The following is a 15,819-nucleotide window of genomic DNA, read 5'->3' as shown; positions in this document are numbered from 1 at the left end:
TCACCCAGTAGGCTGCCGGCAGGCAGCCATAGTCCATCTTCAAAAACCACGGCCCGGCGCGCTGCACTGGCAGGGCACGCCGGGTGGCTCAAACGGCCATGCCCGGGGTGGGCAGGATCCATCCACCGGGGCAGCTGCAAGGCCCCGGGGCAAGGCCGGCTTGGATATGGCCAATCCGTCAATCCCTTGCAGGCCGGCCGTTGTGATCGTCTTGGAAGCCGCGGACAGCTAATTGCAGGTAGTTGCACCCTCCAACGCGCTCGCGCGACATTCTGCCATCAGGCCGGCTCCTCGACCAAGAGCGCATCCACCCGTTGAAAACCGCGCGGCAACTTGTTGCCGCGCCGGCCGCGCTCTCCCTGGTAATACTCCAGATCGCCCGGCTTCAGCGACAGGGTGCGCTTGCCGGCCTGCAGCACCAGGGTCGCCCGGGCGGAGAGCACGACGAAGTCGCCGAGGTACTCCTCGCGGCTGGCGACCCGCTCGCCGGGGATGGCGATGAGCTTGTTGCCCTTGCCCTTGGCCAGCTGCGGCAGCTCGGCCACCCGGAACAGCAGCAGGCGCCCTTCCGTGGTCACCGCCGCCAGCCAGTCGTTCTGCGGATCGCCCAACGGGCGCGGCGCCATGACTCGGGCACCGGCCGGCAGGGTCAGCAGCGCCTTGCCGGCCTTGTTCTTCGCCTGCAGGTCCTCGCCCTTGACCACGAAGCCATAGCCGGCATCGGAGGCGATGATATAGAGCACCTCGTCCTCCGGCAGCAGCACACAGTCGAAGCTCGCCCCCGGCGGCGGCGCCAGGCGCCCGGTCAGGGGCTCGCCCTGGCCGCGCGCCGAGGGCAGCGAATGGGCCGCCAGGGAATAGCTGCGCCCGCTGGAGTCGATGAACACGGCGTATTGGTTGGAGCGCCCCTGGGCCGCCGCCTTGAAATTGTCACCGGATTTGTAGGAAAGCGCCGCCGGGTCGATGTCGTGGCCCTTGGCGCAGCGCACCCAGCCCTTCTCGGAGAGCACCACGGTCACCGGCTCGGTGGGCAGCAGCTCGGTTTCCGACAACGCCCGGGCCTCGGCGCGCTCGACGATCGGCGAGCGGCGCGCGTCGCCGTAGGTCTCGGCGTCCGCCAGGAGCTCCTTGCGCACCAGCTTCTTCAACCTGGCCTCGCTGCCGAGCAGGGCCAGCAGCTTGTCGCGTTCCCTGGCCAGCTCGTCCTGTTCGCCGCGGATCTTCATCTCCTCGAGCCGCGCCAGCTGGCGCAGACGGGTATCGAGGATGTAGTCGGCCTGCACCTCGGTCAGCCCGAAGCGCGCCATCAGCACCGGCCTGGGCTGGTCTTCGGTGCGGATGATATGGATCACCTCGTCGAGGTTGAGGAAGGCGATCAGCAAACCTTCCAACAAGTGCAGACGACGCTCCACCTTGTCCAGGCGGAACTGCAGGCGGCGGCGCACCGTCTGCACGCGAAACGCCAGCCACTCGGTGAGCAGCGTGCGCAGGTCCTTCACCTGCGGCTTGCCGTCCAGGCCGATGATGTTGAGGTTGACCCGGTAGCTGGACTCCAGGTCGGTGGTGGCGAACAGATGCTGCATCAGCCCCTCCACGTCGACCCGGTTGGAGCGCGGGATGATGACGATGCGGCAGGGGTTCTCGTGGTCCGATTCGTCGCGCAGGTCGGCGACCATGGGCAGCTTCTTGGCCTGCATCTGCGCGGCGATCTGCTCCAGCACCTTGGCCCCGGAAACCTGGTGCGGCAGCGCGGTGATCACCACGTCGCCGTCCTCGACCCGGTACAGCGCGCGCATGCGCACCGAGCCGCGGCCGGTCTCGTAGGTCTTCAGCAGCTCGGCGCGCGGGGTGACGATCTCCGCCTCGGTGGGAAAGTCCGGCCCCGGAATGTGCTCGCAGAGCTGCGCCACCGTCGCCTGCGGCTCGTCCAGCAGGCGCACGCAGGCGCTCGCCACCTCGCGCAGGTTGTGCGGCGGCACGTCGGTGGCCATGCCCACGGCGATGCCGGTGGTGCCGTTGAGCAGCAGGTTGGGCAGCCGCGCCGGCAGCACCGCCGGCTCGTCCAGGGTGCCGTCGAAGTTCGGCACCCAGTCGGCGGTGCCCTGCCCCAGCTCGGCGAGCAGCACTTCCGAATAGCGCGACAGGCGCGCCTCGGTGTAGCGCATGGCGGCGAACGACTTGGGATCGTCCGGCGCGCCCCAGTTGCCCTGGCCATCCACCAGGGTGTAGCGGTAGGAAAACGGCTGGGCCATCAGCACCATGGCCTCGTAGCAGGCCGAGTCGCCGTGGGGGTGGAACTTGCCGAGCACGTCGCCGACGGTGCGCGCCGACTTCTTGTGCTTGGCGTCGGCATCCAGCCCCAGCTCGCTCATCGCGTAGACGATGCGCCGCTGCACGGGCTTGAGGCCATCGCCGATGTGCGGCAGGGCGCGGTCCATGATCACGTACATGGAATAGTTGAGATAGGCCTGCTCGGTGAACTCCGCGAGGGAGCGGCGCTCCACGCCGTCCAGGCCGGGATCGAAGGATTCGTTCATGGGTCAGTCCCAGGGTTGCGGCGCGGCGGCAGGCAGCCGGCGCCGGAAGAAGTTGAATGCGGTATCGTGACCAGGCTTCAAGGCGCGCCGTTCCAGCCTTCGGCCGGCGCGGCGAAATGCCAGAGCATCGGCCGGGTTTCGCCGTCGCCGCGGGGCAGCGTGCCGTTGTCGGTGCCGATCCAGGCGCCCTCGGCGTCGATCCACAGCGCCTCGGCGCTGCCCCAGGGCTGCGCGTAGCGGCGGGCGTCGGTGAGCAGCGCGTCGGCAAACGACCAGCAGCGCTCGACCTCGCCGGTGCTCGGGCTGTGCCGGCAGATCTGGTGCGCCAGACGCTCCAGGCTGAACAGCTTGTCGCCGTGAAAGGCCAGGTCGGCGAAGCTCTTCGCCCAGCTGCGCGAGGTTTTCAGCTGGGCCGGCGGCAGCGCCGGGCCGTCCTCGCTGCGCAGCACGCAGCTGCCGCTGCACTGCCAGACGCTCTGGACGCGGTGCGCCACCAGCAGCCCGCGGCGTTCCCGCTCGGCGGCCAGCCACAGGCGCTCGCCAGCCGGATCGACGGCGATGCCCTCGAACATGGCGTTGAATTTCAGCAGCATGCCGCTGGCCCGCGCCTGGCGCAGCAGCGCCGGCGGCAGCGCCAGCCACTGCGGCTGACCGATCTCCGGCAGCTGCAGCACCGCGGCATGCGCCTCGCTGACCAGATAGCGGTTGCCCCGGGCGTCGCAGCTCAGCCCCTCAAGATCCATCTCGCCGCCGCGCAGCGTGCCCATCAGCCTGGTCCGCGCCCGCAGCCCCCAGGGCAGCCCGCTGTCGGGCAGCGGCGGCACGACGAAGGTCTGCGCCTCGGCCTGCCAGGCCGTCTCGCCGGGCTGCAGGCGGTAGAGGCGATCGTCGTCGCGGTCGGAAACCGCCCACAGCGCATCGCCGCAGCGCGCCAGCCCGGAGAAGTTGCCGCTCGGCATGCCGTCGAGCGGGTGCTCGCCGAGCAGGCGCAGTGGCTCCACCGGCAGCGAGGCGTGCAGCGCCGGGCTGAGCAGCAGGCCCAGGCCCAACAGCCAGCGGCGCATCAGACCAGCACCTCGGCCAGGTTGCCCTTGGTTTCCAGCCAGGCCTTGCGGTCGCCGGCGCGCTTCTTGGCCAGCAGCATGTCCATGACCTCGCGGGTGGCGTCGAAGTCGTCGAGGGTCAGCTGGACCAGGCGGCGGGTGTTGGGGTCCATGGTGGTCTCGCGCAGCTGCAGCGGGTTCATCTCGCCGAGGCCCTTGAAGCGGGTGACCTGCGGCTTGCCGCGCTTCTTCTCGGCGGCCAGGCGCTCGAGGATGCCGTCGCGCTCGGCCTCGTCGAGGGCGTAGTGGACTTCCTTGCCGAGGTCGATGCGGTACAGCGGCGGCATCGCGACGTGCACGTGGCCGGCCTCCACCAGCGGGCGGAAGTGGCGGACGAACAGTGCGCACAGCAGGGTGGCGATGTGCAGGCCGTCGGAGTCGGCGTCGGCGAGGATGCAGACCTTGCCGTAGCGCAGCTGCGAGAGATCCGCCGAGCCGGGGTCGATGCCGATGGCCACGGCGATGTCGTGCACCTCCTGGCTGGCCAGCACCTCGCCGCCGTCCACCTCCCAGGTGTTGAGGATCTTCCCGCGCAGCGGCATGATCGCCTGGAACTCCTTGTCGCGCGCCTGCTTGGCGCTGCCGCCGGCGGAGTCGCCCTCGACCAGGAACAGCTCGGCGCGCAGCGGATCCTGGCCGGCGCAGTCGGCCAGCTTGCCGGGCAGCGCCGGGCCCTGGGTGATCTTCTTGCGCTCGACCTTCTTGCCCGCCTTGAGGCGGCGCCCGGCGTTGCCGATGGCCTGCTCGGCCAGTTGCAGGCCCAGCTCGGGGTGCTCGTTGAGCCACAGGCTGAAGGCATCCTTGACCACACCGGAGACGAAGGCCGCCGCCTCGCGCGAGGACAGGCGCTCCTTGGTCTGCCCGGAGAACTGCGGCTCGGCGAGCTTCATCGAGAGGACGAAGGCGATGCGTTCCCAGACATCCTCCGGCGCCAGCTTGACGCCGCGCGGCAAGAGACTCCTGAACTCGCAGAACTCGCGCATGGCGTCCAGCAGGCCCTGGCGCAGGCCGTTGACGTGGGTGCCGCCCTGGGCGGTGGGGATCAGGTTGACGTAGCTCTCCTGCACGCTCTCGCCACCCTCGGGCAGCCACAGCAGCGCCCAGTCCACCGCCTCGCGGCTGGCGGCGAAGCTGCCGGTGAAGGGCTCCTCGGGCAGGCGGGCGAAGCCGTCGACGGCATCCGCCAGGTAGGAGCGCAGGCCGTCCTCGTAGTGCCACTCGACCTTCTCGCCGGCGGCCCTGTCCTCGAAGCTCACCAAAAGGCCCGGACAGAGCACCGCCTTGGCCTTGAGCACGTGCTTCAGGCGGCTGACGGAGAACTTCGGCGAATCGAAGTACTGGGCGTCCGGCCAGAAGTGCACGCTGGTGCCGGTGTTGCGCCTGCCCACGCTGCCGACGATCTCCAGCTCGCTGGCCTTGAAGCCGTCGGCGAAGGCCATGCGGTACTCGTTGCCGTCGCGCTTGACGCGCACCTCGACGCAGGTCGACAGCGCGTTGACCACCGAGATGCCGACGCCGTGCAGGCCGCCGGAGAACTGGTAGTTCTTGTTGGAGAACTTGCCGCCGGCGTGCAGCTTGGTGAGGATCAGCTCGACCCCCGGCACGCCCTCCTCCGGATGGATGTCCACCGGCATGCCGCGGCCGTCGTCAATCACTTCCAGCGAATTGTCCTCATGGAGGATCACCTGCACGGATTTCGCGTGGCCGGCCAGGGCCTCGTCGACGCTGTTGTCGATCACTTCCTGGGCCAGGTGGTTGGGACGCGTGGTGTCGGTATACATGCCCGGGCGCTTGCGCACCGGGTCGAGTCCGGAAAGGACCTCGATGGCGTCCGCGTTGTAGGTCTGAGCCATGGTTGCCTTAGTTCAGAGTTCGGAAAAATCGAAATCGCGCCACAGCCCGGCGGCGAAGCCGGCGAAGGCGAGCAGTTCCGGCAGGCGCCCGGCAAAGCCTTGGAAGGCATGATCGCCGCCCGTCTCGACGGAGGGCGCGCAGTGCCGGTAGTAGGTTGCGGCATCCCGCCAGTCGAGCGTCTCGTCGCCGGTCTGCAGCCATACCCGGTAACGCACCGGGTCCTGCGGCGGCGGCACCTCCAGGGCGGCGAGGGCCGCCAGATGGTCGGCGGTCAGCTCCCAGGTCTCGCCGCTGTAATGGTTGAGCTGCGGCCCCAGACGGCCGTTGAACAGCCGGTGCGGGCGCACCGCGGGATTGATCAGCACGGCCGGCAGACCATGCCGCTCGGCCAGATGGGTCGCATAGTAGCCGCCGAGGGAGCTGCCGACCAGCATGGGCCGCCCCAGCTCGGCGAGCGCCGTCTCGAGCTGGGCGATCGCCTGGCGCGGATGGTGATGCAGATCGGGCACCCGCAGGCGCGCGCCTAGGCCAAGGGCCTGCATGGCGCGGATCAGCTGCTGCGCCTTGAGGGAGGCGGACGAGCTGTTGAAGCCGTGGATATAGAGGATGGACGGCGCGGCGCTGGGCATGAATCTCGGACAACAGTGACGGAAGAAGGAAGGCTACAAGCCGCGCGCGCCAGTCTCAAGTCGGCCGGCGCATTTGCTGCCGTGCGGCGGATCGCAACGCCCCGCCGGACTCAGTAGCCGCCCTTGCCGTAGTCGATCTGGAAGCGGTAGTCGGTCAACCGCGACACGCCGGTTTCCAGGCGGCCGTCGGCCTGCAGGCGCAGCCAGCGGTAGCCGGGCGCTTGGTCGCTGACCGAAAAGTCCTCGCTGCCGGGGGTGAACTGCACGCAGGTCGAAGGCGAGGCGAGCAGGCGCACGCCGCGGCGCATCCGATCGAACTCCTGGTGCACGTGCCCCCAGAGCAGCGCGCGCACCTGCGGGAAGCGGTCCAGCACGGCGAACAGCGCCTCGGCGTTGCGCAGGCCGATCGATTCCATCCAGTGGCAGCCGATCGATACCGGATGGTGGTGCAGGCAGATCAGATGATGACGCTCGGGCGCCTCCGCAAGGGCCCGCTCGAGCAGGGCCAGCTCGCTCGGCTCGAGAAAGCCGGGCACCGCATGGGGAAGGGCCGAGTCGAGCAGCACGATACGCCAGTTGCCCAGGTCGACGATCGGCTGGCGGCATTCGCTGCCGGCACTGGCCCGGCTCAGCGCCTCGCGCGTGTCGTGGTTGCCGGGAGTCCAGCGCAGCGGTGCGGCGATCGGCGCGCAGAGCTGGCGGAACCGGGCATAGGACTCGTCCGAGCCATCCTGGGAGATGTCGCCGCTGGCCACCAGCAGATCGATCCGCGGCTGCTCACGGCGCACCAGCTCGATCACCCGCTGCAGGCTGTCCTCGGTCTGCATGCCGAGCAGCCGCGCCTCCATGTCGGCGAACAGGTGACTGTCGGTCAGCTGCACCAGCAACAGGGAGGAATCGGCAACGGAAGGGGATGGGCTCGGCAAGACCTTCTCCTGGAACGGAAGCAGGTCAATTATCGGCGCAGAAAACCGGCCTGGTAAGCCCGTACATCGGGCATGGTTCACAGAATGTCCGCGCCGGATACCCGGCTGTGAAACGCATCATTGTTGCCCGGCCGGATTGCAGGCGGATGTCACGGGAGGCCGGTATCCCGACGCACATCGCACATTCCCGAACGGAGCAAGCAGGGCATTTTTCCCGATTCCCGCGCCAGGCAAATCCCTTGCAACAGCGCCACAAAGAGGAACGCCGCACTCTCCCCTCCCGCTGCCGCATAGAACTTACCCTGCCCCGGGGAAGTCCATGGTTATGTCGACACGCTGTAATTCCCCAAGAAGAACAGGAGTGAACACCATGAAAAAGCATCCCTGGACTTATATCGCCATTACCGCCACGGCCGCTCTCGGCCTGATGATGGCCGGTGGCGTTGCGGCCGATGATGGCCGGCAGAGTCAGGCCCAACCCATGCTTCTCGCTAGCGAAACAATGGAAAAGGCCGGAGATGCGGTTTCCGATACCTGGATCACCAGCAAGGTGAAGTCCACCTTCCTGGCCGACAGCGACCTCGATGGCATGGACATCAAGGTGGAAACCACCCAGGGTGTGGTGTCACTGTCCGGCACGGTCAGCTCCGAGGCCGAGAAGGAGCTGGCCATCCAGAAGACCAGGAGCATCAAGGGCGTGAAAGACGTTTCCGCCGATGCCCTGATGGTGGCCGACTAACACGCCGAAAACCCGCGGACAGGGCTGGCGTGCTCCGCCACGCCGGCTCTTCGGCGCCCGCCTTCCCGACCGGGTCATGCGCCGCAGACCGGGCACGATTCCAGGATCCTTGCGCCACGCTTCAGAGCCAGCCTTTCAAGGTCTTGCACTTGCCCATTGGCGAACAGGCCAAGGGAGCGAACTCATTCGCGATGCTTCTGCTGTTGCCGCCAATCGCAGCCAGCTCAGCTCCGCAGGCCGCCGCGCACAGCTGATCCGCATCGGCGAGCTGCTGGTGAACAAGCGCCGCACGCCGCCGGCGAGCGGCCGGCGGGTCGCCCCGTCGATCCGACCGACTCCCAGCCGGGCGGCGCTCGGACACACGCAATCAACGCAGGCTATGATGCGCCACGCGACGCCTGCGCAGCCGTCGCCGGAAACCGGTGACTCGGCCCCGGCGGCGGTCCTCCGAGCGCAAACACCCCGGCAAAGAGCATCCCGATGTCCGAAACGCACCCGCACCAGCCCCACCCGGACCATGCGTCCGCCAGCCTGCGCCAGGCCCTGCTGTTCTGGCTCAAGCTCGGTTTCATCAGCTTCGGCGGCCCGGCCGGACAGATCTCGATCCTCCATCAGGAACTGGTCGAGCGGCGCCGCTGGATCTCCGAGCGCCGTTTCCTGCATGCCCTGAACTTCTGCATGCTGCTGCCCGGCCCCGAGGCCCAGCAGCTCGCCACCTACCTCGGCTGGCTGCTGCACGGCACCCGCGGCGGGGTGATCGCCGGGGTGCTGTTCGTGCTGCCCTCGCTGTTTATCCTGATCGCCCTGTCCTGGGTCTACCTCGCCTTCGGCGACGTGCCGCTGGTCGCCGGGCTGTTCTACGGGATCAAGCCGGCGGTGACCGCCATCGTCGTCCACGCCGCCCACCGCATCGGCTCGCGCACCCTGCGCAACGCCTGGCTGTGGGCGATCGCCGCAGCCGCCTTCGTGGCGATCTTCGCCCTCCAGGTACCCTTCCCGCTGATCGTGCTCGGTGCGGCGCTGCTCGGCTACCTCGGCGGGCGCCTGGCGCCGGACCGCTTCGGCGGCGCCGGCGGCCATGCGGCGGCGAAGCCGGGCTTCGGCCCGGCGCTGATCGACGACCACACCCCGCCGCCCGCCCATGCGCGCTTCAGCCGCGCGCGGCTGGCGCGGCTGCTGCTGGTCGGCGCCCTGCTCTGGCTGCTGCCGATGGGCCTTCTGACCGCGCTGTTCGGCTGGCAAGGCACCCTGACGCAGATGGGCTGGTTCTTCACCAAGGCCGCGCTGCTCACCTTCGGCGGCGCCTACGCGGTGCTGCCCTACGTCTACCAGGGGGCGGTCGGCCACTACGGCTGGCTGACCCCGACGCAGATGATCGACGGCCTGGCCCTCGGCGAGACCACCCCGGGGCCGCTGATCATGGTGGTGGCCTTCGTCGGCTTCGTCGGCGGCTACGTCCACCCCCTGTTCGGCGCCGAGCAGGCCTTCCTTGCCGGCACGCTGGCCGCCTGCCTGGTCACCTGGTTCACCTTCCTGCCGTCGTTCCTCTTCGTCCTCGCCGGCGGCCCGCTGGTGGAATCCACCCATGGCGAGCTGAAGTTCACCGCCCCGCTGACCGGGGTCACCGCCGCAGTGGTCGGGGTGATCCTCAACCTGGCGCTGTTCTTCGGCTACCACGTGCTCTGGCCCGAAGGCTTCGCCGGCCGCTTCGACTGGCCCTCGGCGCTGATCGCCCTGGCTGCCGCCATCGCCCTGTTCCGCTTCAGGCGCGGGGTGATCGAAGTGCTGGCGGGCTGTGCGCTGGCGGGATTGCTGGTGCATCTGGGGCTGCGCTGAGAGGCGGAGAGCCTTTGTGAAAAGGGGTGGCAGGCGTCGGCCAGATGGGGACGGTGGAACAACTGATCGTATCTGTGCTCCTGCGTAGGTCGCTGCCGGGGACGCAGAGCGTCGATCAGTCAGGGTTCCACGCAGGAGCGTGGAACCCGACAGAATCAAGATGTATCTGGTATTTCACTGAGCATTGAACAACCTCAGCGAAATGCGTGGCAGAAATCGGCCAAGTGCAGTCATTTACTTTAGAATGAGTTCAGCTAGCGAATGCCGGATAGCGGACATTTAACACTTAACACTCAAACTCAGCCGCACGCTTTTCGTCACTTGCGGGGGGAGTCCATATGCCTTGTTAGGCGCAGCGCCCCTGAATAGGCGTGCTGGATCAAACAAAATAGATAGATAGAACTCTTCAATGTTTATATAACGAGCACTCAGTAACTTAAGCTGATCGTTAAGGCTACATTTTGCCCGCCGTACGGAAAGCGGGCGGCGCCAAACGAAGGAGCTTTCAAGAAGGCTTTTGCGTTATTTGAAAAGCCGTAGCCCTCTGTCGGAGCCCCAAGCCGGTTAGTGTCAAGCTTGCCGTTCATATTTTCATCATGGATGACGGCAAGTGCATACGTTCCCTGCGGAATTTCCTCAAAGTCACAGCGTGCCTGTGTATGCTTGATTTTAATCACCATGATATTGATGGCGGAGCGCAGGAACTCTGTAGGGAAGCCGACGGGTGATTCAAAAAGCGCGCAAGCTATGACTCCAGTGCTGTTTCTAATGTTCAGAATCTTCACGTGAATGCCAGGACATGCTGATTGGGCCAAGGTGATGGCGGGAAGAGTCGCAAACACCGCTACTACATATAATGCTATGCATCGAAATCGCATAGGACTCGCATCTCTGGCTCCTTGATGAATTATTAGCTTAGACGCCGATGCCCGAAAACTCCTGTAGCCGGGCTGATACGCATAGGCGCAGTTATTCTTTTCGATGATTGGTTCGAGAGATTGCTCGTAGGTGCTGAATCGCAGCAGCCATATCGGGGGTCAGCCTCGCTGATCAACAATTGATGGAGCTGTGCGACTGGCCGCTTTCTGCTGAGTTGAGCCGCGCCGATCAATGGGCGTGAAAGACCGGTACGGGTCGAAAGCCGGCATTGCAGATCTCCCCAGCTTTTGGCCGCCGAGCAGGAGCCTACGCAGTCCATCCATTCAATCAACAAATGATTGGACTCATGGCCCAGCGCAGACATGCGCGCAAAGCCTGAACCTGCAAGGCCGGATCGGGGCCGGGACGGGCCGGTTTCTCCTTGAGGCCGCCAGCCGTCCATGACAAGCTGCCGCCCCCGTCGCCTCCGCCCCGCATCCTGGCGACGCTCTTCGCGGCGGCGTTGAATGCCCCGCTCTCCGGCTCACTGCCGCCCTCCCTGTAGAGATGCCCATGAAACGTTTCGTCCTGATCGGCACGGCCCCCATCCCGGAAAACGGCGGTGCGCTGTGCCTGTACGAATATGGCGAGGATTTCGTCATCAAGATCCAGGGCGGCAGCGGCAATCAGCTGATGAATACCCGCATGCACGGATCGGAGGACGCCCTTGGCCAGATCCCCTGCCGCAAAGTCGCGTCAAACCCGCAGGCGCGCGTGCTGGTCGGGGGACTGGGGATGGGCTTCACCCTGGCGGCGGCGCTCAAGGCGCTGGGTGCCGATGCCGAAGTGCAGGTGGCGGAGCTGGTGCCCGGCGTGATCGAGTGGAACCGCGGCCCCTTGGGCGAGAAGGCCGGTCATCCGCTGCGCGACCCGCGCACCACCCTGCTCAACGAGGACGTCGCGGCAGTCCTCGCGCGCGAGCCCGGGGGGTATGACGCGATCATGCTGGATGTCGACAACGGGCCCGAGGGGCTGACGCAGAAAGTGAACAGCTGGCTCTACTCGCTGGACGGCCTGAACGCCTGCGCGCAGGCCCTGCGGCCCAGGGGCGTGCTGGCCGTCTGGTCGGCCACCGCCGACCGGGCCTTTTCCGGACGGCTTGCCAGGGCCGGCTTCCGGGCGGAAGAGGTTCAGGTCTTCGCCCACGGCAACAAGGGCACCCGGCACACCATCTGGATTGCGGAGTTGCTCCCAGGCAGACGCTCCTGAAGTGCTGGCAACGTCCGACACCCATCCCCCCACGGTTGCCAGGCCATGCAATTCCTGAGAAAAACGCTGCCCATCCAGGCATCCCCCACGGGCTGCCGACTGAACGGAGCGAGCGATGAGCGACGAATTGCAGGTTGAGGACATCCAGTTGGGCGACGGCAAGGCCGTGGTCAAGGGCGCCCTGATCACCACCCAGTACAACGGCTTTCTGGAGGACGGCACCCGGTTCGATTCCTCCTACGATAAAGGCAAGCCGTTCCAGTGCGTCATCGGTACCGGGCGGGTGATCAAGGGCTGGGACCAGGGGCTGATGGGCATGAAGGTCGGCGGCAAGCGCAGGCTCTTCGTGCCGGCGCACCTCGCCTACGGCGAGCGGCAGATCGGCGCGCACATCAAGCCGAATTCGAACCTGATCTTCGAGATCGAGCTGCTGGAAGTGCTGACCCGGGACGATTGAGGAATCCCCGGCAGAATTTCCTTTCGGAGAACAGGCCGGAAAGTGGGTATTCCAGGTCTTGCACTTGCCATGCAAGACTCGTCTCCCGGAACTTTCCCGTTATCCATCCTTGCTCTTTCGCCGCGTCAGGGCGGTATTCAACGATCAAAAACAATGAGTCCCTGCACAACAGGCAAGTTGTGCGGAAAGTGGCCGGCAGGCAGGCGGGCCGCTGTCCGGCGGAACTTCAGCCTGCCTGTGGCGGCAACTTCGAAACAGGCGATTTCTGCTGTTCGTTCATTCGTCACCGCCAATCCGACAGCCTGTCGGATCGACTGCAAAGTTTCCTGAACCAACAAAGCCGTGGCGAACTCTAGTTCCCAGGAGGGCGTGAAACGCTCGGCCGAGCGAAGGATGGGAGACGATGCCTGCAGACGAACCCAAGAGACTGGAAAGCGAGACGATTCCGGTGATGGTCGAGGAGGCCGTCCTGCACAAGCGCCAGGTCGAGTCCGGCCGCGTGCGGATCACCAAGTCGGTGGAAACCGAGGACTGTCTCCTGGAGGAGTCCCTGCTCCACGACGAGGTACAGGTCGAGCGGGTTTCCTGCGGGACGGACGTCGATCCGGCCCATCCCCCGCAGGTTCGCCAGGAGGGCGACGTCACCGTCATTCCCGTGCTCGAGGAAGTGCTGGTCGTGGAGAAACGGCTGGTACTCAAGGAAGAGCTGCGTGTCCGGCGAGTCGTGCACGAGGAGCCTCACAGCGTGCCCGTCACGCTGCGGCGCGAGCAGGTGACGGTCGAGCGCACCCCCGCGGAAGTCCCGCCCTCCCAAACCCGGTAGACATCTACCGCAACACCGCTATCGCCTTGCAGCCCAGGCTGCCGAATTTATAGAGGTGGACCATGCAACACATTCTGATTGGCGCATTCGACCACTACGACGAAGCCGAACAGGTCAAGCGCGAGCTGATGAGTAGCGGCGTGTCGCAAACCGATATTCAGCTGGCTGCCTCGAACGACATCAGCATGAGCGAGGACACGGCACTGCGCACCGACACCACCTACGACACGCGCCGGGAGGACCAGTCCCTGGGCGACAGGATCAGCGAGTTCTTCCATTCGATCTTCAGCGACGAGGACGCCACTAGCCAGCGTTATGCCGAGGCGGTACGCCACGGCTCCACCGTGGTGACCGTCACCGTCAACGACGACGACCAGGTTAGCGTCGTCGAGGAGATCATGGAGCACAACGGCGCCATCGACATCGACGAGCGCAGCGCCGGCTGGGGTCTGCAGCATACGGAACAGCTCGGCTCGGCCGAAACCGCCACGACCACCAGCGGGACGGCCGAGCGCACGGCCATTCCGATCATGGAGGAGCAGCTCAAGGTCGGCAAGCGGGAGAACGCCCTGGGGCGCGTCCGCATCGTGTCGCGGATGACCGAGCGCCCGGTCGAGGAGACGGTGAGCCTGACCGAGCAGCACGCCGTGGTCGAGCGCCGCCCGGTCGATCGCCCGGCCTCGCAGGAAGAGCTGTCCACCTTCCGCGAGGGCACCATCGAGATCCAGGAAACTGCCGAAGAGCCCGTGGTCTCCAAGACCGCCCGGGTGGTCGAGGAGGTCATGGTCGGCAAGGAAACCACCCAGCACGAGGAAACCGTGCACGACACGGTGCGGCGTACCGACGTGGACATCGAGAGGGACAGCGACATCCGCAAAACCCGGCCAACCGCCGGCGACCGGCCGATCGATCCTGACACACCCTTCCGCAACCGGCCCTGAGCGGCCTGAGAGCAATCCCCCTCTCCCCTCGCGCGGGAGAGGCCCTCTCTCCGCAGTCGCCTGCCTGCCCCTCAGGCCGTGGGTGCGCCGCCTTCCGGCCCGATCGGGGCCCGCTCGCCGAAACGCCGGCAGGTCTCGCGGGGTCCCTTGATGCGCACCAGCCGCCCCTCCTGCAGGCGCCAGACCTGGTCGGCGACCTCGATCAGCGCCGGCCGGTGCGAGACGGCGATGACGGTGATCTCCGGGGTCAGCTGCTTCATGGTCCGGCAGATCGCCTCTTCCGACTCGGGGTCCAGGGCGCTGGTCGCCTCGTCCAGGATCAGCAGCCGGGGCCGGTGGGCCAGCGCCCGGGCGATGACGATGCGCTGGCGCTGGCCGCCGGACAGCTTGCCGCCGCGCTCGCCGACGACCGTCTGCATGCCCTCCGGAGACCTCTCCACGAACTCCCAGGCGCCGGCCTGCCTCAGCGCCCGCTCCGCATCCGCGACCGTCAGCGCCGGATCGCCCAAGGTCACGTTGGCCAGAATGCTGTCGTGGAGCAGCAGGGTTTCCTGGGGCACGTAGCCGATCAGCCGCCGCCAGCGCTGGCGGTCCAGCTCCTCCAGGGGGACGCCGTCGACCCGGATGCTGCCGGACTGCGGGGCCAGCAGCACGCAGAGCAGGTCGAGGAGCGTGGTTTTCCCGGCGCCGGAGGGCCCGACCAGGCTGGTGAAGGCGCCGACGGGGATCGTCAGGTCGAGGCCATCGAGAATCGGCCGGTCGCCGTAGCTGAAGGACACGTGCTCGAAGACGATGGCGTCCTGCAGGCTGGGAGCCCGGTTGCCGCCGCCGGGCTCGGCATCGGCCTGCGCGGTTTCGATCGCTTTCTGCAGCGCCCAGTAGGCGCTTTCCTGGGAGGCGACGCGCTGGTAGCGCTGCTGGGCCTTGTGCAGCAGGCTCAGGATCCGCACCACCAGGAAGATCAGCACCATCACCGACGACAGGGGCAGCTTCAGCACGACCAGCCCCGCATAGAGTCCTCCCGCCGCGAGAGTCGCCAGCATCGGCCCCTGCAGCGCCCTGAGCGCCTCGCGGCTCATGACCTCGCGCTCCATGGCGTGGTTGAGCTCGTCGGCCCGGTGCCGCAGCAGCGAGTCGGCGATATCCTCGCGGGCCATGGCCTTGAGCGGCTTGACCGAGCCCAGGGTGTCGGTCAGGTGCGCCAGCAGCTCGCGCATCAGGCGGGTCTGGCTCTTGCCGGCGTGACGCGAGGTCTTCACCAGTTTCTGCAGGGCCAGCAGCAGGAAGACGCCCAGAATCAGGGAGAGGACGGCCGCCTGCCAGGACACGAACAGGGCGATGACCACGTAGACCATGGCCTGAATGAACAGGGCCAGGGCGTTGGCGGCGTGCTCGTAGGCGGTGGAGGCGCGGAAGGCCTCGGTGGCGACGGAGTTGGCCAGCGCCCCCGTCGGCTGGCGCAGGTAGTACTCCCAGCGGCTGCCCAGCAGGGCACGGATCAGGGCGACGCGCAGGTCGGTGGCGACATGCGCCACGGTATAGCCGACCTGGCGATTGCCCAGCAGGACCAGTGCGCTGCTGACGATCATGCCCAGCACCATCACGGTGATCATAGTCATGACGGTCGGCTCCAGGCCGAACATCTGCAGGATCGCGATGACCTCGAGGGAGAACTCCGAGTGCGTCTCATCGCCCAGCGCCACCGACAGCAGGGGCAGCAGGGTGGTCAGGCCGACGCCTTCGGCAAGGCCGGCCAGGAACAGGCTGATCAGCATGAGCGCTGTACGCTCGGGATAGGTCCGACCAAAGGCAAGCAGAATACGCATGGTCATCCTTCAGGAAAAAAA

13 protein-coding genes are annotated in these 15,819 nt (G+C 66.8%); 6 read left to right on the top strand and 7 right to left on the bottom strand.

The annotated features are described in order from the left end of the window. Window positions 1–278: 278 nt before the first annotated feature. From parC to cpdA, 5 genes are all read right to left on the bottom strand, one after another. Entirely contained in the window at window positions 279–2,537 is a 2,259-nt protein-coding gene (gene parC, locus ACG10_RS03860) for a DNA topoisomerase IV subunit A (RefSeq protein WP_089167205.1), read from the bottom strand. Between the two features lie 77 nt (window positions 2,538–2,614). Next, window positions 2,615–3,601: an esterase-like activity of phytase family protein gene (locus ACG10_RS03855; RefSeq protein ID WP_089167204.1), complete on the bottom strand. Its 987-nt coding sequence runs from the start codon at window positions 3,599–3,601 to the stop codon at window positions 2,615–2,617. Continuing rightward, window positions 3,601–5,493 carry a DNA topoisomerase IV subunit B gene (gene parE / locus ACG10_RS03850; protein WP_089167203.1) on the bottom strand — a complete coding sequence of 631 codons (1,893 nt, stop codon included), beginning with the start codon at window positions 5,491–5,493 and terminating at the stop codon, window positions 3,601–3,603. Before parE ends, ACG10_RS03855 begins: the two co-directional genes overlap by 1 nt. 12 nt (window positions 5,494–5,505) lie before the next feature. Then, complete coding sequence (locus ACG10_RS03845; RefSeq protein ID WP_089167202.1) at window positions 5,506–6,123, bottom strand: YqiA/YcfP family alpha/beta fold hydrolase; 618 nt, start codon at window positions 6,121–6,123, stop codon at window positions 5,506–5,508. A 110-nt stretch (window positions 6,124–6,233) separates the two neighbouring features. After that, entirely contained in the window at window positions 6,234–7,049 is an 816-nt protein-coding gene (cpdA, locus tag ACG10_RS03840) for a 3',5'-cyclic-AMP phosphodiesterase (protein ID WP_039801999.1), read from the bottom strand. 370 nt (window positions 7,050–7,419) lie between these two features. On the opposite strand from cpdA, the gene ACG10_RS03835 reads away from it, so the two are divergent. Beyond that, window positions 7,420–7,788: a BON domain-containing protein gene (locus ACG10_RS03835; protein WP_039801997.1), complete on the top strand. Its 369-nt coding sequence runs from the start codon at window positions 7,420–7,422 to the stop codon at window positions 7,786–7,788. 480 nt (window positions 7,789–8,268) lie between these two features. Beyond that, window positions 8,269–9,624 carry a chromate efflux transporter gene (gene chrA, locus ACG10_RS03830; RefSeq protein WP_089167201.1) on the top strand — a complete coding sequence of 452 codons (1,356 nt, stop codon included), beginning with the start codon at window positions 8,269–8,271 and terminating at the stop codon, window positions 9,622–9,624. Between the two features lie 428 nt (window positions 9,625–10,052). On the opposite strand, the gene ACG10_RS03825 is transcribed toward chrA, so the two are convergent. Next, on the bottom strand, window positions 10,053–10,409 hold the full coding sequence (locus tag ACG10_RS03825; protein ID WP_198319011.1) for a DUF2141 domain-containing protein: 357 nt from the start codon (window positions 10,407–10,409) through the stop codon (window positions 10,053–10,055). Between the two features lie 646 nt (window positions 10,410–11,055). Between ACG10_RS03825 and ACG10_RS03820 the strand changes: the two genes are divergently transcribed. From ACG10_RS03820 to ACG10_RS03805, 4 genes are all read left to right on the top strand, one after another. Further along, the gene (locus tag ACG10_RS03820) at window positions 11,056–11,751 is read left to right on the top strand and encodes a spermine/spermidine synthase domain-containing protein (RefSeq protein WP_089167199.1); all 696 of its coding nucleotides are present in this window, start codon (window positions 11,056–11,058) and stop codon (window positions 11,749–11,751) included. Between the two features lie 115 nt (window positions 11,752–11,866). Then, entirely contained in the window at window positions 11,867–12,208 is a 342-nt protein-coding gene (locus ACG10_RS03815; protein WP_089167198.1) for an FKBP-type peptidyl-prolyl cis-trans isomerase, read from the top strand. 403 nt (window positions 12,209–12,611) lie between these two features. Beyond that, complete coding sequence (locus tag ACG10_RS03810; protein WP_089167197.1) at window positions 12,612–13,031, top strand: YsnF/AvaK domain-containing protein; 420 nt, start codon at window positions 12,612–12,614, stop codon at window positions 13,029–13,031. A 62-nt stretch (window positions 13,032–13,093) separates the two neighbouring features. Beyond that, complete coding sequence (locus ACG10_RS03805) at window positions 13,094–13,972, top strand: YsnF/AvaK domain-containing protein (protein ID WP_089167196.1); 879 nt, start codon at window positions 13,094–13,096, stop codon at window positions 13,970–13,972. Between the two features lie 71 nt (window positions 13,973–14,043). Here the strand turns inward: ACG10_RS03805 and ACG10_RS03800 are convergent, their stop codons facing one another. Continuing rightward, on the bottom strand, window positions 14,044–15,798 hold the full coding sequence (locus ACG10_RS03800) for an ABC transporter ATP-binding protein (protein ID WP_232487187.1): 1,755 nt from the start codon (window positions 15,796–15,798) through the stop codon (window positions 14,044–14,046). Between the last annotated feature and the right edge of the window lie 21 nt (window positions 15,799–15,819).

Source organism: Azotobacter chroococcum (assembly GCF_002220155.1).
Classification (GTDB): Bacteria; Pseudomonadota; Gammaproteobacteria; order Pseudomonadales; family Pseudomonadaceae; genus Azotobacter; species Azotobacter chroococcum.
This window is presented reverse-complemented; position numbering and strand designations above follow the sequence as displayed.